General features: G+C 58.8%; 17 protein-coding genes. 3 read left to right on the forward strand and 14 right to left on the reverse strand.

Going from position 1 to position 18762, the window contains the following annotated elements; genetic code table 11:
- Nucleotides 1-147: 147 nt before the first annotated feature.
- From E2K99_RS23225 to E2K99_RS23250, 6 genes are all read right to left on the reverse strand, one after another.
- Nucleotides 148-963 carry a helix-turn-helix domain-containing protein gene (locus tag E2K99_RS23225; protein WP_134223721.1) on the reverse strand — a complete coding sequence of 272 codons (816 nt, stop codon included), beginning with the start codon at nucleotides 961-963 and terminating at the stop codon, nucleotides 148-150.
- A gap of 19 nt (nucleotides 964-982) precedes the next feature.
- Complete coding sequence (gene hisN / locus E2K99_RS23230; RefSeq protein ID WP_134223722.1) at nucleotides 983-1774, reverse strand: histidinol-phosphatase; 792 nt, start codon at nucleotides 1772-1774, stop codon at nucleotides 983-985.
- Nucleotides 1775-1978: 204 nt separating this feature from the next.
- On the reverse strand, nucleotides 1979-3493 hold the full coding sequence (locus tag E2K99_RS23235) for an FAD-dependent oxidoreductase (RefSeq protein WP_134223723.1): 1515 nt from the start codon (nucleotides 3491-3493) through the stop codon (nucleotides 1979-1981).
- Between the two features lie 133 nt (nucleotides 3494-3626).
- A complete protein-coding gene (locus E2K99_RS23240) occupies nucleotides 3627-4889 on the reverse strand; it encodes an MFS transporter (RefSeq protein ID WP_134223724.1) in 1263 nt (420 codons plus the stop codon).
- Nucleotides 4890-5108: 219 nt separating this feature from the next.
- Nucleotides 5109-6896, reverse strand: coding sequence for a thiamine pyrophosphate-binding protein (locus E2K99_RS23245; RefSeq protein WP_134223725.1), 1788 nt, complete (start codon nucleotides 6894-6896; stop codon nucleotides 5109-5111).
- A gap of 47 nt (nucleotides 6897-6943) precedes the next feature.
- Complete coding sequence (locus E2K99_RS23250; RefSeq protein ID WP_240733934.1) at nucleotides 6944-7591, reverse strand: ThuA domain-containing protein; 648 nt, start codon at nucleotides 7589-7591, stop codon at nucleotides 6944-6946.
- Nucleotides 7592-8008: 417 nt separating this feature from the next.
- Here E2K99_RS23250 and E2K99_RS23255 point away from each other — a divergent pair, with 417 nt between their 5' ends.
- Complete coding sequence (locus tag E2K99_RS23255; RefSeq protein WP_240733804.1) at nucleotides 8009-9115, forward strand: LacI family DNA-binding transcriptional regulator; 1107 nt, start codon at nucleotides 8009-8011, stop codon at nucleotides 9113-9115.
- A gap of 57 nt (nucleotides 9116-9172) precedes the next feature.
- Here the strand turns inward: E2K99_RS23255 and E2K99_RS23260 are convergent, their stop codons facing one another.
- From E2K99_RS23260 to E2K99_RS23290, 7 genes are all read right to left on the reverse strand, one after another.
- Entirely contained in the window at nucleotides 9173-9901 is a 729-nt protein-coding gene (locus tag E2K99_RS23260; protein ID WP_134223727.1) for an LrgB family protein, read from the reverse strand.
- 1 nt (nucleotide 9902) lies between these two features.
- Entirely contained in the window at nucleotides 9903-10268 is a 366-nt protein-coding gene (locus E2K99_RS23265; protein ID WP_134223728.1) for a CidA/LrgA family protein, read from the reverse strand.
- 119 nt (nucleotides 10269-10387) lie between these two features.
- Complete coding sequence (locus E2K99_RS23270; protein ID WP_134223729.1) at nucleotides 10388-10957, reverse strand: NIPSNAP family protein; 570 nt, start codon at nucleotides 10955-10957, stop codon at nucleotides 10388-10390.
- 11 nt (nucleotides 10958-10968) lie between these two features.
- Nucleotides 10969-11721 (reverse strand): SDR family oxidoreductase, encoded by a 753-nt coding sequence (locus E2K99_RS23275; RefSeq protein WP_134223730.1) that lies wholly within the window; start codon nucleotides 11719-11721, stop codon nucleotides 10969-10971.
- A gap of 11 nt (nucleotides 11722-11732) precedes the next feature.
- On the reverse strand, nucleotides 11733-12572 hold the full coding sequence (locus E2K99_RS23280; protein WP_134223731.1) for an aspartate dehydrogenase: 840 nt from the start codon (nucleotides 12570-12572) through the stop codon (nucleotides 11733-11735).
- Nucleotides 12573-12577: 5 nt separating this feature from the next.
- Nucleotides 12578-13345 carry an alpha/beta fold hydrolase gene (locus tag E2K99_RS23285; RefSeq protein ID WP_134223732.1) on the reverse strand — a complete coding sequence of 256 codons (768 nt, stop codon included), beginning with the start codon at nucleotides 13343-13345 and terminating at the stop codon, nucleotides 12578-12580.
- Nucleotides 13342-13893 (reverse strand): cupin domain-containing protein, encoded by a 552-nt coding sequence (locus tag E2K99_RS23290; protein ID WP_240733805.1) that lies wholly within the window; start codon nucleotides 13891-13893, stop codon nucleotides 13342-13344. Before E2K99_RS23290 ends, E2K99_RS23285 begins: the two co-directional genes overlap by 4 nt.
- Nucleotides 13894-14210: 317 nt before the next feature.
- On the opposite strand from E2K99_RS23290, the gene aspA reads away from it, so the two are divergent.
- Nucleotides 14211-15650, forward strand: coding sequence for an aspartate ammonia-lyase (aspA, locus tag E2K99_RS23295; RefSeq protein ID WP_134224212.1), 1440 nt, complete (start codon nucleotides 14211-14213; stop codon nucleotides 15648-15650).
- A 52-nt stretch (nucleotides 15651-15702) separates the two neighbouring features.
- Here the strand turns inward: aspA and E2K99_RS23300 are convergent, their stop codons facing one another.
- Entirely contained in the window at nucleotides 15703-16794 is a 1092-nt protein-coding gene (locus E2K99_RS23300) for a LacI family DNA-binding transcriptional regulator (protein WP_134223733.1), read from the reverse strand.
- Between the two features lie 396 nt (nucleotides 16795-17190).
- Here E2K99_RS23300 and E2K99_RS23305 point away from each other — a divergent pair, with 396 nt between their 5' ends.
- Nucleotides 17191-18675: an aldehyde dehydrogenase family protein gene (locus E2K99_RS23305; protein ID WP_134223734.1), complete on the forward strand. Its 1485-nt coding sequence runs from the start codon at nucleotides 17191-17193 to the stop codon at nucleotides 18673-18675.
- Nucleotides 18676-18762 lie beyond the last annotated feature (87 nt).

An 18762-nucleotide genomic window follows, 5' to 3' on the forward strand; every position in this document is an offset into this window, starting at 1 on the left:
AGACCTGCCCATGGAGAGTGAGCATACGAGGCGCGCACCACCACCTCAATTTCTCAAAAAGGTGAAAATTGACGCAAAGTGACGCAGTCAATGCAAAACGAAAGTCGACTATCGTCGAAAGCGGCAGCATCGCCGCCGCGGCCAGGCTCAGACGGAGTTGATAAAGTTCGCACCGGAATGCAGATAGATGCTCACCTCTTTGGGAATACCGGGATCATCCGGGGCCAGCACCGTGGCGCGCCGGATGTGCGCTTTCCGGATCAAGCCCTTCTCGACAAAGCTCATCGCCACCTTGGCCGCAACCGGCTGCCGCATCATGGTTGCAGCCAAACCGCTGGTCACGCCGAAGATGTACTTAGTCGCATTGCGGCTCACTGCGGCGAGATTGCTGAAGGTCATCTCGTTGCGCTGGATGGTCTCGAAATCGACCGCGAAGATACGGCCGGCGAGGAGAAAGCTGAGGCCATGGTACTTGAAGAGGTAATCGACCTTGTCAGTCCCATCCATGCTCGGAAATCGCTCTACGTAGTAATGCATCAGCAAGCCATTTTTCTCGTAGATGCAATACATGGAGCGCAGGATCTTCCCCGGGTAAATGGACGAATAATGATATCGCTCATACACACCGGTGATGCCGGCAGTGGTCTGCCCGCTGCTCATGCCCATCATTTCATTAATGAACAAGAGCATCTTGGGCGACTGGATCAGGCTTCTGAACAGATGGAAGTGCCCGCCTTCCAGCATCGACCGGAAATCCTTGGGATTGGAAAACAACACGTCCTCGCTCAGCCCGAAGTAGCGCGCGATTACCCGCAGGTTGCTGCGGGAAGGCTGATGTGTCCCGGCCAGATACTTGTTGAATTGCTGACGGTTGATGCCGATCTTGCGGCAAAGCTCGGACACCGTGCGCGACTGCTCACACAGCGTCTGCAGGTTTTCCAGGAAATAGTCGTCTTGGTTCATGAGGCATCAACGGGAGGATTCAGGCGCAAGGCGCCAATTGTGCCACCAGCGTCTGGTGCAGCCGGCGATCTCCACAGGCCACGATCGCGCCACCATGCTGTGCATCCGCACCGGTCCAGGTGGTCATCACGCCGCCAGCACCTTCGACGATAGGAATGAGGGCCTGCACGTCATAAGGCTTCAGGCCGACCTCGATGACCACATCCACCATGCCCATGGCGAGCATGCAATAGGCATAGCAGTCGCCGCCGAAGCGCACCAGTCGCGCCTTGTCGGCGATTTCCCTGAATACCTGACGTTGTCCCTGATCATCAAACATTTCGAAGGCTGTGCACATCAAACTGGCCGAGGCAAGATCCGTACATGCGCGCACAGCCAGCGCTCGACCATTGAGCCAGGCGCCGTCGGGCGTACCAACAAAACGCTCACGGGTGTAAGGCTGATCCATGACGCCGATTCTGGGACGTTGACCATCGTTAAGTGCAATCAATGTACCCCACAGCGGGATCCCGGTGATGAAGGAGCGGGTGCCATCGATAGGGTCCAGGACCCATTGATAGGGCTCGCTACCGATGCGCGGCGCCTCTTCTTCGCCCAGAACGCCATGGGTAGGATAGCGAGCCTGGATGAGCTTGCGCATGGCGGCCTCGGCCGCACGGTCGGCCTCGGTGACCGGGTCGTAACGCCGTCCACCTTTGTCATCCACCGGGGTCGGCGTACGAAAATAAGGCAGTGTCACGGCACCGGCCCGATCCGCCAGTTGGTGGGCAAAGGTCAGGAACTCATCTACTTGAGGAAAAGCTAAGCGCATCACATGCCTTGATGTCGGGTGAAATTCTGAAACGCAGCGCGTTGACGACTGATTATACCGAGCTGTACAAAAGCAAAAAGGGACAACGACCAGAAGTGCCCGTTATCCCTTCTCTCCCACCGACATGGCGTCCGAGTCATTGCTTGCAACGACATCGGATCAGCGATGCACTATCTCTCCATGGCCACTGCAGACGGAGCCAACTCAGTCTTTTACGTGGGCCCATCGGGAACGGATATCCGCTCCGGCCTTCAAGGCCAGCGCTGCGATGGTCAGTGCCGGATTAACTGCCGCCGAGGTGGGCAGCACCGAGGCATCGGTAATATACAGGTTCTCGATATCGTGGCTGCGACATGCGGGCGTCACCACCGAGTTGGCTGGATCATTTCCCAGGCGCGCGGTACCACATTGATGTGAGGTGGTTTTGCGCCCAAAGGTACGGGTGAGCACGATGGGAAAACCGGCCTTCTTCATCACCCTGCGGGTGCGCTCGATGAGCGCCTCATGTGCCTGCATGTTGGAGCGCTCCCAATTCATGACGATGCGACCGTCTCGCACCATCACACGACTTTCCGGGTTGGGCAAATCCTCGCTTGTAAGAAACCAGCCATACGCGTGGCGTGCGATGAGCCTGGCCATCCAAGTGGGCGCCCATGACAGATTGGCTTTCAGGATGTTGCCCGTGATGCGGCCCAGCAGTTGGACGTTGCCCAGCGGATAGCCCGTCACCGGATCCTGGTTGTAGAAGTCGTTGAAAGCGAGCGTCTTCTGATATACCGAGGTATTCGGTGAGATTGGGTCGATGGCCAGCATCGCGGTGGTATTGTGATTCATAAAGTTGCGGCCAAGCTGGTCGGAACTGTTGGCCAGGCCGTTCGGGTGGGCTTCGTTGGCTGAGCGCAGCAACAGAGCGGCCGATTGCACCGCTCCGGCAGCTACGGCGTAGAGGTCGGCGCTCATACGACATTCGCGCGAATTCTTGATGAACACCACGGACGTTACTTTTTTACCCGATGCGTCGGACTCGAGCCGTTTGACCTCGGCGCCCGTGATCAGGCTCACATTCGGATGCGCCAGTGCCTTGCGCAGGGGGCCCACCTCGGCATCTATCTTTCCCAGGCCGGTATTGGGGAACCCATCCCAGCCGGTCGGTGCACGCTTGAGCCATTCCTCGATATCGATGGCCAGTGGCAAACTGACCGGGTTCACGCCGGCACGCCGTAGGCGCTCGCGGACACCTGCAATGGAGGCCTCATCGGGTACCGGCCGATAGGCATAGGGCGCCGAGCGCGGCGGCTCGGTCGGATCGACGCCGGTCGCGCCACGTACCTGGAACAGTTGTTCGGCCTGCTGATACCAAGGCTCCATCTCGGCGTAACTCACCGGCCAGCCGGGCGATTGACCGCTCATGTGCTGGCGCGGCGAGAAATCCTCCACGCGATAGCGGTACATGACCGCGCCGAACAGCTTGGAATTACCACCGACAAAGTAGTAGTTCCCAGGCAGAAAGGTCTCGCCATCGGTGGCCAGCCACTCTTCCGACGAACGGTAGAAGCCGTCCTGGAATATGGCAACATCATCGCGCGCCTCTATGGTGTCTTTCAGTTGCTCGCCACGCTCCAGGATAGTGACCCGCTTGCCCGTTTCAGCCAAGCTATAGGCCAGCGAAGCGCCGCCGATGCCCGAACCGATGATGATGATGTCTGACTTGAACTCCATATGCTTTGACTCCGTAATACGATTAAACGCATGCCGGACCAGCGCTCCGGCTTAGGCCACTATGGCTTGCTCCGGAGCGGCTTGTCAGACTCTGCGCCGATTTTCCTGTGACCGGCACGACGATGATGCGGCTTTATACCTTGGGTGAAGACCCCGCCCGCGGGAAGGATTGCTTGCGGCCGCCGGCGCTCATGAGCAAGGGACCGAAAATGGCCAGCAAACCCAGCAGCAATAGTGGGAAATACAAGAGACGGCCGATACCGTAGGCACTTACCACCAGCGACAGCACCGCCGGCGCGATAAGTACGCCGGAAAAGCCGATGCCATTGACAATACCGATGTTGCGACCGGCGTTGGCCGGATCCTTGCGGCCAGCACTGGATAGCATCAACGGAGATATGCACGCGGTGCCCAGACCGAACATGGAGAATCCAACGATGCCCACGCTGTCGCTGCCGCCATTCATCGTCACGAGCAAGCCAACCACCGCACATACGCCGCTCAGCCCCACCAGGACGGGGGCCCCGATCTTCTCGGCAACGCGGTCGCCAATGAAACGCCCAACAAACTGGGCCCCGGTAAAGAAGCTGATCGCCATTCCTGCTACGGCCACGGAACTGCCCAGCTCACGGCTGAGATACTCTTGTCCCCAGTCGGCGACGGCGTTCTCGCCAAACATGCCGCCTAGCAGCAAGATACCGAAACCGACCATCATCAGTACCACCGAACCGGTGCCGATAACCGTCGTACCGGAACGAGCGGCATCTTCGGCGACAACATCAGCAATGATTTCGTCCTTGTTCAGCAAGGCCGTACGAATCAGCAGCGCCAAAACCACCAGCACGGTGCCACAGATCGCGAAGGGCATCCTGGCGCTATCCGGATAGCGGCTGGCGAACCAGCTGCCGACCATGCCGAAGAGAAATCCACCCAGCGAATAAAAGGCGTGAAAGGCCGACATGATCGGGCGACGATAGAAGCGCTCGACCTGCACGCCGTGGGCATTCATGGCCGTATCGGTAGCCCCTCGCAACAAACCAAACACCACGCCAAAGGCCATGGTGAACCAGACCTGACTGACAAAGCCGAGCGGAATGATGGACGCGGGATACAGGATCATGGTCGCACCGACCACACGCTTTGCGCCATACAGATCGATGAAGCGGCCAATGGCCAGTGACCCGACGGCGGCGCCGACCCCAATGGCCAGCGCGATCATGCCGAAGTTGAGGTCTCCTCCTGCACCGCCAAGTCCCAGATGCTGCCGAAAGGCGGTCACGCTGGTGGACCACAGATACATGAGCGCACCGATCAGCGCAAAACCGGCAAAGGTGGCGACGCGGGCCCGACGAATGCGGGGGGTCACCAGGGAGTTGTCTCGATTCTTGTTTATCATTTTTCTACCCGGTTCAAAAGAACAATTGAACGTGCGCGTCCAGTATGAACATTCCCCATGGCGCGCACGAAATATGGTCGGCAGACCTGCACGGGCACGGCTGGCATCGATTGCTCGAAGGCCCCCGTTGACATGCGTGCAGCCAGGCCACGCCCGGGGGAGACACCGACCGTATCATGCGATGGCCACAGCAAAAGTCTGCTGCGACCATCGTCGTCCTTACAGATGTTGCTCGGACTGGCGCAGCGTGCGGTACTCTTCCTGACGTTCATCGGTGATGTAGTCGGGAATCGGGAAGTCCCACCATCCCGGGACCCACGGGCCGGCAGCGTCGCGATCGGTCGGAATCTCAATGAGCACCGGCTCGTTGCAGTCCAGGGCTTGTTGCAGGATCGGCTCCAAGTCTTCGGCACGCTCCACACGCCAAGACTTCAGACCGAACGCTTCACCAAGCGCCTTATAGTCTGGCGAGTATGGCTCGCCGTTTGGCTTATTGAACTCCGTGCCGATGTGGCGACTGGTCTGCTTGCGCTGGCCGCCACGGATCGACATATAGCCGGCATTGTTCTGGATCATGAAGACCACCGGAATATTGTTGGTCGCACAGATGGCTATTTCCTGCGACGTCATCAGGAAGTCGCCGTCGCCCAGAATGCAGACCACCGGTTGATTCGGGGCCGCCAGCTTGGCACCGATGGCAGCGGGAACAGCCCAGCCCATCGAAGAGAAACCACCCGAGGTCAGGTGTGTGCGTGGCTCATAGACAGGGAAAGTCTGCTTGACCGCCCCTTGGGTATTGCCCGAACCGACCACGACGATGGTGTTGCGCGGGAAGATCTTGCGCAAGGCACCCAGAGGACGTTGCGAAGTAAACGGGAAGCGATTCGAGTCACGCCGGGATGACAGCTTTTCTTCCCACTGATCCTGGGCCTGCTTGAGTGTCTTCATGTAATCGGGGCGATCAGCCGTCTCGCCACCCAGGGCGCTGAGCAACTGGGCCAGCGCGTGCTTGGCATCGGCGCAGATACCAACCGTGACGGGGTAGTTCTTGCCGATTTCATGCGGATCGATATCGATGTGGATCAACCTGGAGGGCGGAATGGCGAAGGTCACTCCCTTGGCATAGCTCGAGGAAGACCAGTCGGTGAATCGGCAGCCTACGGCGATCAGCACGTCAGCCTGGGAGGCCATGGTATTGCCGCACATGGTGCCAGTCTGGCCGACGCTGCCGGCGAACAGCGGGTGGTCTTCGGGGAAGCCGCTCTTGCCGTTCCAAGTGGTGACGACCGGGATTTGCCAGGCTTGCGCCAGCGCTTTCACCTCGTTCCATGCTTCGCCAGTGATCACGCCGCCACCGATGACCATCACCGGTCGTTGCGCATCCTTCAATACGTCTGCAGCGGCGGCAATGGCGGTCGGGTCCGGGAAGGCCTTGCCGACTGGCACGCGCTCCTGCAAGGGATGCAGACTTACATCAGCAGACTCGGCCTGGACGTCCATGGGAATCTCGATGTGCACCGGACCAGGACGCCCGGTAGTCATGCTGCTCCAGGCGCGATGCATGATGAAAGACAGGTCCTCCACCCGGTTGGAGACCCAGTGACGCTTGCTGACCGCCTCGGCGACCTTTGGGAAGTCGTTGTCGGTATAGCGTTCCAGTTCCTGCAGCAGACCGTGGCCGCGCATGTGCGTCGGCGGACCGCCGGTGATCAGCATGACGCTGGTGGAGTCGGTAAAGGCCGTTGCCATGCCGATGACCGTATTGCTGGCACCGGCTCCGATCGAGGTCACCGCCGCCATCGGCTTGCCGGAGACACGATAGAAACCGTCGGCCAGGTGTACCGCGCTCTGCTCGTGAAACACCTGGATGAATTTGAGCTTGGAATCTTCTTCGAGGAAAGCATCAGTGAGGGTCCAGATACCGTGGCCGGGAATGCCCGCCACATACTCGACGCCGTAGTTCTTCAGAGTTTGAGCCACCACCTGGCTCCCGGTCAGCTTGGTCAATTGCTTCTCCTTTTTTCGATGGGATAAAGAATGATGAGTTCTGGCCTTCAGCGCGCAGCCCAGGCCAGGCCTTGCTTGGTGAGTCGACGGACATTAGGATCGGCTAGATTGCTGGTGTCGTGGCCAATCGAGTGATAGAACACCCGGCCCTGGCCCCAGGTGCGGACCCAGGCCACAGGACTCTTGTTTCCTTTTAGCCATGGCATGGGATTTCCATCGAAGGTGGTCTCGGCCAGGACATGAAGATTCGGATCCACTTGCATGTAGTACTGCTCGGAACGCACCTCGAAATCTTCGACGCCTTCGCTAACCGGGTGCGAACGGTCGATCATGTTGACCATGTAGGGATGCGGAAAACCCTCGCCGGCGGGATGTTCGAGGAAGGAACCTCCCAGTACGAAGTGGTATTTGAGGCTGGCACGGAATGCGGCACCTGCACCATGCCAGCCGACCAGGCCAGTCCCAGTCTCGATGGCTTCCAGCAGACGATTCTCCTGGGCTGCGGTGAGCGTCTCAGTGGTCACGGCATTGTTCCAGCCCACCACGATCAGGTCGTAACCGGTGAGGTCACGATCCAGTGTGAAGATATCGGTGGACTCGTCCACATCGAACTCCAGCTCTTTGAACAGCTCGCGCGCCCACGCGGCAATCTGATAGGGAAAATGCCCCGGCCAGCCACCATAGAGATAAAGCACTCGTTTCAAGTTGAACTCCTTTCCACTAAATCCGGCTATCCGATTTGCAAGGTTAATCGTATAACCTAATACTTCAAAAAAATGCGACACAGAGTCACATGGATATATCTACTCAACTGCAATGCAATTTCCAAACCAGAATACACAAGGATACACCTGGCGAAGCCAGGCTGAGAACGACTATCCAGGCCCTACTTTCATATAAGGTTATACGATTAACCTGACAAGCGATCCTCGCATAGTTAATCAAGGCGGTCAAGAAGGTTTTATGCCGCATGGCACAATGCGCCACGCTTGGTAGAATGGCAGCTTCCGGCTTGAGCCCGGACCTTGCAAAATGAACGTGCTGTGCGTGTTCTCCAAAGTTGCCAAGCCTTACACGCCACCGCCCTCAAAACATCTCGCCCTATGGTTTCAATGAAAGACGTCGCCAAGGCTGCTGGAGTCTCCCAGCCTTCGGTGTCATACGCCTACAGTGGTTCGCCCAAGATTTCCGCTTCCATGCGGGAACATATCTTCGCCGTGGCAGAACGCCTGGGCTATCCCGGCCCCAATCTGCGCGCGGGCAGCCTGAGGTCCGGCCGTGTCGGCGCCATCGGCCTGATCGTGATGGACCAGTTGTCCTATGCCTGCGCCGACCCGTGGGTCATGTCGCTACTGCAAGGCATCAGCAGCGTCAACGAGTTGGCCAATGTGGCGTTGACGCTGTTCCCGATGAACAACGACAACCTGGCCTCGGAGGAGCGGTCGGCTTCCAATCTGGCTGTGCGGGGCCTTGTTGATGGCTTGATCATCTCGACCCTGCCGGATGATCATCCTACGATCAAGGCCATCCTCCAGCGCAAGATCCCGCTGGTCGTGGTCGACTCTCCCTATATCCCGCAAGCCCACTACGTCGGCATCGATGACCGCGAGGCCGCCCGCAATCAGGTGCGTCACATGCTCGACCTGGGTCACCGGAAACTGGGCATCATCGTCGAACGCCTGCGTCCCGACGGACATCGCGGAGCCGTCAGCCTGACCCGCTTCGAACAATCCAACGAAATGATCGCACGCGAGCGGCTGGCAGGCTACATCGAGGCAGCACGCACTGGTGGCATCGGTTTCGAGCAATTGCACATCGTAGAAGCCGGCGCCTTCGACCGCGTCAGCGGAAAGGCCGCTGCCCAGACGCTACTGCGCGATCATTCGGTGACGGCGATTGTCGCCAGCTCGGATGTGATGGCCTTGTCGGCCATCGCAGCAGCAACGGAACTGGGCTTGTCGGTGCCCGGAGATATATCGGTGATCGGCTTCGATGACATTGCCGAAGCGGCGCTGCAGGGGCTAACCACGATTCGCCAGCCACTGGTAGAGAAAGGTGTCTGCGCGGCCCGCTTTCTCATCGATATTCTCGATCAGCCGCCCTCCCCCAAGTCGCCCCCCAAGCGCAAGATCTTTCCGACCGAACTGATCGTGCGCTCGTCAACCGCTGCACCACGCGCCCAAACCAGGGCCGGCACCAAGAAAAGTAGCGCGGCCTGAAAGCGGCCCCCAAGCACTCGGCCCGCGCGACGACCTGCTCTGACAGTGCGCTCTGCCTCATCGCAGAAAAATGGGAAACAGGAAGGGCGCCAGCAACGCGGTCAGAATCGCATTCATGCCCATCCCCAGCCCGGCAAACGCTCCCATCTCCGCACTGATCTGCAAAGCCCTTGCGGTACCGATGCCATGGGAGGCAACACCCAACGCGAAGCCGCGCACTGCGTGATTCTCGATCTTGAGCCAGTTCAGGATGAACTTGGCGCTGACAGCGCCGATGATCCCGGTGCAGATCACCATGACGGCGGTCAACGAGGGCTGGCCGCCAAACCGCTCGGAGATGGCCATGGCAATGGGAGTGGTGGCCGACTTGGGCGCCATGGAGATCATCACCTCCCGGCTGGCGCCAAGTTCATAGGCCAGCCCGACTGCCACGATCATGGCGGTCACCGATCCCGCCAGCAAACCCAGCAAAAGAGGCAGCACGGCGCGGCGGAAATTGTTCCATTGCTTGTAGAGGGGCAGAGCCAGCGCCACCGTTGCCGGGCCCAGCATGAAGTGTACGAATTGTGCCCCCTCGAAATAGGTCTTGTAGGACGTACCGGTGATGGACAAGGCGACAATGAGGATCGCAACCGCAATAAGGACCGGATTGGCGCACGGATGGAAACGAAAGCGCCGGTAGATCTTCAGCGCCACCAGATAGGCCACCAGGGTCATGGTCAGCCCCAGCAAGGGCGAGGCTCCCAGATACACCCACAGCTCATTGAATCGGGTCAGTTTTCCCATGTCATTTCTTGTCTGCGCTCTCCGGGTCGAACCACCGCATGGCGCGATCGGTTACCCATGCACCCACGGCAATGGCCGCCATCGTACTGAGCACGAGACCCACGCTGATGGCCAGATAGCCCTCCCTGACCTTGGCCAGAACCACCATCACGCCAACCCCGGCAGGCAAGAACAGCAAGGACAAATGCTGCAGGATTGCCCAGCACGTCTGCTCCATCATCCGCACCAGCGATGGCACCGCATGCAATGCGATCAACAGCAACAGCAGTCCGATCACCGGGCCGGGAATTGCCACCCCCAGCAGATGGGCAACACCTTCTCCAAGGCATTGAAACACCAGCAGAATGGCTAGCGAGCTCAGATTCATTTTTCTCTCCGAGAGGTCGTCACGGGCTAGGTTCGTTTGCACGGCTTAGCCGAAAAAAAAGGCGCAGAACGGATCTGCGCCAAACAGGACCGGCAAGTCCCAGAGGATCACCACTACATTCAATAAGGTCCGGGCGCCAGCTGCTGCACGTTATGCGAGAGGATGCCCAGCGCCGGATGATTTCGCCACGCAATAGGTGCAATGCTATCGGTGGCAAGTACCCATACCTGGTTGGGATCGGGCAGTTCGCCAATCCAGATACCATCCAGATCTTGATTGTTGGCCTGCAGATGTTGCGCCACCTGTACCGCGCATCCCAAGCGGCACGAGAACCGGTGCAAGGTCTTGTTGTGGGCGCCGATGCAATAGTGCACATCGGCGGCGATGTGACCGCCGGCAGGGTTCAGGATGGTCAGATGCTGGCTCTCCACATTGGCCGCAGCCAGTGGCAGGAAATCGCTTTTCCAGGACGCGACCGCGCCGAGCTGCCCACGCTTCTCGACACGGTCGCCCAGAGACTGATACTGCCAGAGATGCAGGAAGCGCGTCCTTTCGCCCATGATGGTCCAGTTACCGACCAGGCGCCCGTAGTCGTGTCCACGGATCGGCATACCGACCTGAGTGAACAACTCGAAGTAGATCGGGGCCCTGCCCGGGTCAAGCGTGTATTCCCGCAACTCGTAGATCATCTGGCCATCCTTTACCGGGCGGTATAACCACCATCGACGGTGAACATGGCACCGGTTGCGAAGGAGGACTCGTCAGAGGCCAGGAACAGAATCATGGTGGCCACCTCCTGCGGCGTACCCATACGGTTCACCGGAGCACGTGCCTTGAGGCCTGCTACAAAGCCGTCCGGGTCGGGTACCTCGGCCACCATCTTTTCGAAGTACTTGGACCAGATGACACCGGGTGCCACACTGTTGACGCGGATATTCTGATCGGCATGGTCCAGCGCCATGGCGCGGGTCAGCGCCGCCACGCCACCCTTGGCGGCGACATAGGCCGCGCGATCCGGGATGCCCACGACCGAGATGGTCGAGGCCAGATTCACGATGGCGCCCCCACCCCGTTTTTCCAGTTCGGGAATGGCATACTTCGAGACCAGGAAGACGCTCTTGAGATTGACGTTGATGAGACGATCCCACTCTTCTTCCTCAATGGTGACCACGTTGCCACGTGTTCCCAGGCCGGCATTGTTGATCAGGATGTCCAGCCCGCCGAAAGCCGCGACCGTCTTTGCCACCATTGCCTTGGCCTGGGCGGCATCGGTGACATCGGCTTCCACGGCGATGGCCTGCGGACCAATCTCCTCGGCCACCTTGCAGGCGCCGGCATAGTCCCGGTCAGCCACTACGACCTTGGCGCCTTCCTTGGCGAACAAGCGGGCGGTCGCTTCCCCCATCCCTGCGGCCGCTCCGGTGATGAGCGCAATTTTTCCTTCCAGACGCATTTTTTCCCTCTTCAGATAACTTGTTGAAGGCGACGCAAGATCGCCTCTTCGATGCTCAACGCCGCCAACCACGATGTCTTGGGATTGTCGGGCAGCGGATTGTTTTCGAGTCGGATGCTGAGGCGCCCGAACGCGCCCTTGGCCTCCACTTCGTGCACATTGCAATTAACCGTGGGATCAGCCAGGAGGCTTACCTCGGTGTTGTCGAAGCCGATACCAGCCAAGGCAACGGCAGCCGTCACATTCGCATTCTTGGGATAACGACGCGCCGATTCGGAGGCGCTTCCCTTGAATATCTCGGTAGGAATCTTGATGTCCCCGAGATCGAATAGCTGCTCGGCCGGCGTACCGCTCCAGGCGCGCGGCGGCTTGCGTCCGACGTAGCGCACGCTGTCGAGGCCGGCGAGTCGGGCCGCCTGCAGCGCATCGAGACCACCGATGGCACCCGATACCACGGTGAGGCTGGCCTTGCCAGCATCCTTGGCGCGATTGAGTTCGGCGCGCAAAGCATCAGAAGAGAGGGCACCGATGGAGGCCACGATGGCGTCAATACCCTGCTCCAGGCAATGCACCACAACGCCCTCCACCGCCTGATGCCCGGCACACTCCACCACAACCGTCGGATGCCAGTCGAGTAATTGTGTCAAGTCACTGAAGACCTCGATGTGGAGCTCGGAACTCACCTGCGACGGATCTGCAAACGGGTCCATTCCTGCCAGGGTCAGCCCCTCACGAGCACCCTCTTGCAGCGAACGGACCACGCGCCGGCCCATCGCCCCCATCCCAATGATGGCAATGCGCTCAGGAGAAGATGCACCCTTTGTCAGTGCTTGATGTTTGATATCGGACATGGCCTTTATCTCCCGCCCAAAAATGTCATGATTTGCTCGCTGAACGCGCCCGGGTCGACCTGCGGGAAGAAATGCCCGCCCATCGTCTGGATCAGACGCGCACCGGGAATGCGTCGTGCCAGGTCTTCCGAGTGGTACAACGGAACGATGAAGTCGTCACTGGCGCCAATGACCAGCGTCTCAATGTCCAGCTTGCCAAGTTCGTCGGCACGTTCGTAGCCAAGCAACATGTCGATGCGGCTGACGACCGTGTCGATATTGATGCTGCTGACCGCCTCGAAATCCGGCAACCCTGGCTTGGCCAGATGCTCGCTGTACCAACGTCCATCGTAGCCACCGAGTTGGGAAAGCGCCGTATAGGCGGCACCACCCACCTTCTGCAACAGGAACTTGCGATAAGCAAACAGATCCCGAAAACGCGCATCAACCCTGGCCCAACCACCGCTGAGCACGATCTTTGCGCAGCGCTCGCGGTGATCCAGGGCCATGGCCTGGGTCACAATGCTGCCCGTGGAATGACCGACCAAGTGGGCAGATTCGATCTGCTCTGTATGCAGGATATCGAGGACGGCTGTAACGATTGCATCGATATGCTGGGGCACAACGCGCTGGCTCTTGCCAGTACCCGGATGATCGAAAGTAATGACGCTGTAGTGCTCAGACAGGCGGGCCTGGACAGGCTCCCAGAATGCCCCTAGCCCCCCCAGCCCAGAAATGAGAACCAGGGCGGGACCGTTGCCGCGTATCTGGTAAGCGATATCGGAAGCGCTCACTGGGTTTTATCCTGGCCTTGCGTAAACACAGTACGCGCCTCGATTTCGGCGACATTTTCCGGACGGGAAAACGGCGCGGGTGCCGGCTCGCCGGGGGTGCGACTCTGGCCAATGTCGCGGAAGAAGTTCTCCAGACCCGAAGGGACAAAGAACCAAGCCCAGTGCAGATCGGTGTCACCATCATTGATGAAGGTGTGGGTACGCAGCTTCCCCAGGAAAAGGGTGGTGCCCCCTTCCAGGCGATACTCGACATCATCCAGCAACGCCTTGCCCGAGCCCGAGATGAAGTGCAGCACCTCTTCATTGGCGTCGTGGGAGTGCTTGCGGACCACCCCGCCAGGCGGCAGCGTCTGGGTGCCGGCGGAAAACGCGATATCCATCGGAACCAGGTGCGGTGCGACATGGACCGAAGCGTAGCCATTGGCCGGCTGAGGCTGCCAGTAGCTTTCTTCCTTGTTGGCACGTACCACCATGTACTTGCCGCCGGCACGAGCACGCTCGTGCTGTTCCTTGTTGGCATCATCTTGTTGCTGGAGTGCTGTTGTCATGCTCATCCTCTTCCAAGTTAGGCGAACGATGCTCACATTCGCAAAGTAATCGATTACAGAATTAAGGCAAAAAAATATGCCTCAAGGAAAGTAACGATTTGCGCAAACTGCATAATATCGTTGATTCTATTGGCATATAAAGCGATATAAAGCCATAGTAATAACAAACTATTCCAATGTAAAGCATTTCATTTTGATCCGTGACAGAATATGATCCAGATCAACTGCCCGAGCAAGGCATCGCGATGTCTGAGCCTGGCTGGCAACCGATCGGACCCACCATCAGGGCCCCGAACAATCATGTGGAGAAAAAAGAAATGGAAAATACCGAAACCGTACGCATCGAACATGACCTGCTGGGCGATCTGGCAGTACCCGCTCACGCCTACTACGGGGTGCATACCCTACGCGCCATGGAGAACTTTCCCATCAGCGGAGTTGCCATCTCGCAGTATCCCGAGTTCATCAAAGCACTGGCAGAGATCAAGGCGGCGGCGGCGCGGGCCAACCAGGAGCTAGGCCTGCTGCCCGCACGCAAGGCAGAGCTGATCGTTCTGGCCTGCCAGGAAGTTTGCAACGGCGCTCTGCACGAGCAATTCCCCATCGATGCCATCCAGGGCGGAGCAGGCACCTCCACCAACATGAACGCCAATGAGGTAATCGCCAATCGGGCCCTGGAACTGGGCGGCCATCAGCGCGGCGAGTATGCACACCTCCACCCTAACGAAGACGTCAACATGAGCCAGAGTACCAATGACGTCTACCCCACGGCCATCAAGGTCGCCCTGCAGCGCATGATCGCGGGCCTCGTCTTAGCCATGACCGAACTGCGTAATGCCTGTGAGGACAAAGCTGTCGAGTTCAACGATGTGCTGAAGATGGGGCGCACCCAATTGCAGGATGCGGTGCCGATGACGCTGGGCCAGGAGTTTGCGTCCTATGCGGTAATGATTTCCGAAGATCAGGAGCGCCTGCGCGAGGCAGCAGCATTGTTGCGTGAGATCAACCTGGGCGCCACCGCCATCGGGACCGGCATCAATGCTCACCCCGACTATGCGCTCAAGGTATGCCGTCATCTCAATGCACTTACCGGTCTTGAATTCGTCACCGCCGCCAATCTGATTGAGGCGACCCAGGACGTCGGCGCCTTCGTCCAATTGTCAGGGGTACTCAAGCGCGTCGCCGTGAAGCTTTCCAAGATCTGCAACGATCTGCGCCTGCTCTCCTCCGGGCCCCGTGCCGGGCTGGGCGAGATCAACCTGCCACCCCGCCAAGCCGGCTCCAGCATCATGCCTGGCAAAGTCAATCCGGTGATCCCGGAAGTGGTGAACCAGATCGCCTTTGAAGTCATCGGCAACGACATCACCGTCACCCTGGCCGCAGAGGGCGGACAACTGCAGCTCAATGCCTTCGAGCCGATCATCGCGCACAGCCTGTTCAAGAGCATCGCCCATCTGGAGGCGGGATGCCGCACGCTGACCAGCAGATGCATCCGTGGCATCACCGCCAATCGCCAGCATCTGCTGGATAGCGTAACCCGATCCATCGGCATCGTAACTGCACTCAACCCGTATATCGGCTACACCAATGCGACACGGATTGCCAAGCGCGCATTGGCCGAGAACCGCAGCGTGGCAGATATTGTGCTGGAGGAAGGCTTACTCACAGCCAACGAGCTGGCCAGGATTCTTCGCCCGGAAGTCCTGACCCAGCCTTCCATACAAACCGCCAATTTGGACAGGCCGCTTGCCGGATGAACAAAAATGGCGCGCATCGGCGCTGCCGAGGCGCGCCAACATGGCGGGCGGCTCAGGAAGCTGCGACCGAGGTCGAATCGCGCACGACCAGCTTGGTATCGAGCCGCATCGGCAATACCTTGGTCTTTAGTTCCAGGGCCGCCAGAAGAGCCTGGGCAGCGTGCTGCCCCATCTCCACTGCAGGCACTGCAACGGTGGTCAGGGCCGGCGAGAAGATGGTGGCATAGTCATCGTCGTCAAAACCGGAGATGGAGATGTCTTCGGGCACCCTCAACCCCAGGCGCCGGCATTCAGCCATGGCGCTGAAGGCGAAGATGTCACTGTTACACACGACGGCAGTAGCCTGCGGAAATTCGCTGCGAATTTGCCGTATCGCCTCACCGCCGCGAAACACGGCCGAGTTGTAGCTTTTTTCCACAATGAACCAGTCGTCCTCGCTCACGCCATGAGCCGCCAGCGTATCTTTGAACGCCGCAATACGAGACTGTTGACGGTCGTTGTTTTTGGTAGGACCAGCGATCATCGCCATGCGGCGATGCCCCATCTTCAGCAGAAATTCGACTACCTGCTTGGTGGCATGATAATTATCGAAGCCGATTGAGGGAATCTGCTCGTCCTCGGTATAAGAATAAGTGGTCACACAGGGCAGTCCACGTTCGATCAGGTACTCGCGCAAGGCCTCATCGTCGATACGGCCAACCAGCAGCAATGCTTCCGCCCCCCGATCCACCAGACGGCGTACCGTCTCGCACATGTTTCCATTGTCGAACCCGGTCGTCAGTACGAATACGTTGTAGCCGGCTGCGGTCATCTGCTCTTCGAAACTGTGGATCATGCGGGCATACATGGCGTAATCGAGGGTCGGAATGACTGCACCGATGATGTGCGTCTTCTGCAAGCGTAACGCCTTGGCAGAGGGGTTGATACTGTAGCCCATCTTCTTGGCTACAGCAGTCACGCGCTCACGCATTTCGTCCCGCACCAGATGGGGCAAGTTCAAAGCCCGGGATACGGTTGCCACTGAGACGCCCGCGGCCTTGGCCACATCGCTGACATTAACCTTTTGTCGCGGCGCATCTGCGTTCGCCAAGGCCTTTCGGCGAGTCGCTTTCTTGACTGGCACACCCGTCGGGTCACTTTCCATGATGATTCCTCTATCCAATTTTTCCGAAAACGATTACTTTCACTTGCTACCCCGCTGAAACTTCAACTCCAGAGCGATAAAGTAGAAAAACAAGCTCAACAAGGCCCATTTCACGCGCCTGACATGTTTCATCAGGACAAAAGTGTGCACTCCATAGGCCATTCAATGCTCTTATCATACACGGCACAAAAATTAGTTACTGAAATTTGGATCAATTTGCTGTAAAGTTTTCAGGGTAATAGCTTGATCCCATATTCCGGTTTTAGTAATTCCCCGCCAACTGGACACCAACGAGATGCCTGGCCACGCTAGCGATGTGGTTTTCCGCCATTTTTCGTCGATGTCGAGATTGGCATTTTTAACAAAATTTAAAGTAATCGATTACAGGAGAGCAATATGACACGTCGCTATGACCTCTGGATTAACGGCGAGTGGAGATCTGCCGGCAGCGGAGAATCCATCGATCGCCACTCGCCGGCCACGGGCGAGAAGCTGGCCAGCTTCGCCTGCGGCAACGTACACGATCTGGACCTGGCAGTGCGCGCGGCGCGTACACGTTTCGACGACCGCTCCTGGTCGCGCCTTGCCAGCAGCACGCGTGCCAGTCTGCTCAACAACCTGGCGACATTGATTGAACGCGACGCCGAGAAACTCGCCCGCATCGAGGCCGAGGAAGTCGGCAAGCCAATCCGCTATGCACGCGGTGAAGTCGCTGCGTCAGCCGATCTGACACGCTACGCCGCATCCCTGGCGTGGTCGCTGGGCGGCGAGGCCTTCAACCATCTGGGTGAAGACAAGCTTGGCCTGGTCACCCGCGAAGCACGCGGTGTGGTGGGGATGATCGTCCCGTGGAATTTCCCGCTCGTGACACTGTTCCAGAAACTGCCCTACGCCTTGGCCGCCGGTTGCACTGTCGTGATCAAGCCGTCCGAGCTGACCTCGGGCACCGCGCTCGAAATCGCGGCCCTGGCCAAGGAAGCCGGAATCCCGGCCGGCGTCATCAACGTGGTCACGGGTACCGGCGCAGCGGTGGGCGAAGCCATGTCCACCCATCCGCTGATCGACATGCTGTCCTTCACCGGCTCCACCAACATCGGTAAGCGCATCGCGCGCAATGCCGCCGATTCGGTCAAGCGAGTCGCCTTGGAACTGGGAGGCAAGGCCGCCAATGTGGTGTTTGCCGACGCGGATCTCGAGGCAGCTCTGGATGGCGTGCTGTTTGGTACGATCCTGAACCAGGGCGAGGAATGCGTAGCCGGCACCCGCCTGCTGATCGAGGAATCGGTAGCCGCTGACTTTGTGGAAAAACTGGCGGCGCGCACTCGTCGTGTGGTGGTGGGTCTGCCACTGGATGATCGTACCGATGTCGGTGCCCTGATCCACGAGGCACACATGAAAAAGGTGCTGGATTACATCCAGATCGGACAGGAAGAAGGTGCCAAGTTGGTGACCGGAGGCCAGCGCGTGACGAGCGGCGGACTGGACAAGGGATTCTTCGTGGAGCCGACGATCTTCAGCGATGTCACGCCAGAGATGCGTATCTTCCGCGAAGAGATCTTCGGCCCGGTGCTCACCGTCACCACCTTCCAGACCGTGGAAGAAGCCATCACCCTGGCCAACGATACCAACTATGGCCTTGGTAACGGCGTCTGGACCAAGGACATCGACAAGGCCATATCCGTCTCCCAGCGCCTGCTCAGTGGCACGGTGTTCGTCAACACCTTCCTCGAGACATCCCCGCAACTTCCCTTTGGTGGATTCAAGGAAAGCGGTATCGGTCGCGAGAATGGCCTGGAAGGCTTGCACGAATACACCGAGGTCAAATCGACATTCATCAAGCTGGGCAAGCGTTCACCGCTGCTTCCCAATACGGTTGCCTGAGTAGATCCCCTCACACAGACGCAGCAAAAAAAGATGGCCTCATCGATTCTGATGAGGCCATCTTCACATGTGACGACAGCAAGGGCG

The sequence above is a fragment of the Herbaspirillum huttiense genome, from assembly GCF_004367745.1.
Classification (GTDB): Bacteria; Pseudomonadota; Gammaproteobacteria; order Burkholderiales; family Burkholderiaceae_D; genus Herbaspirillum; species Herbaspirillum huttiense.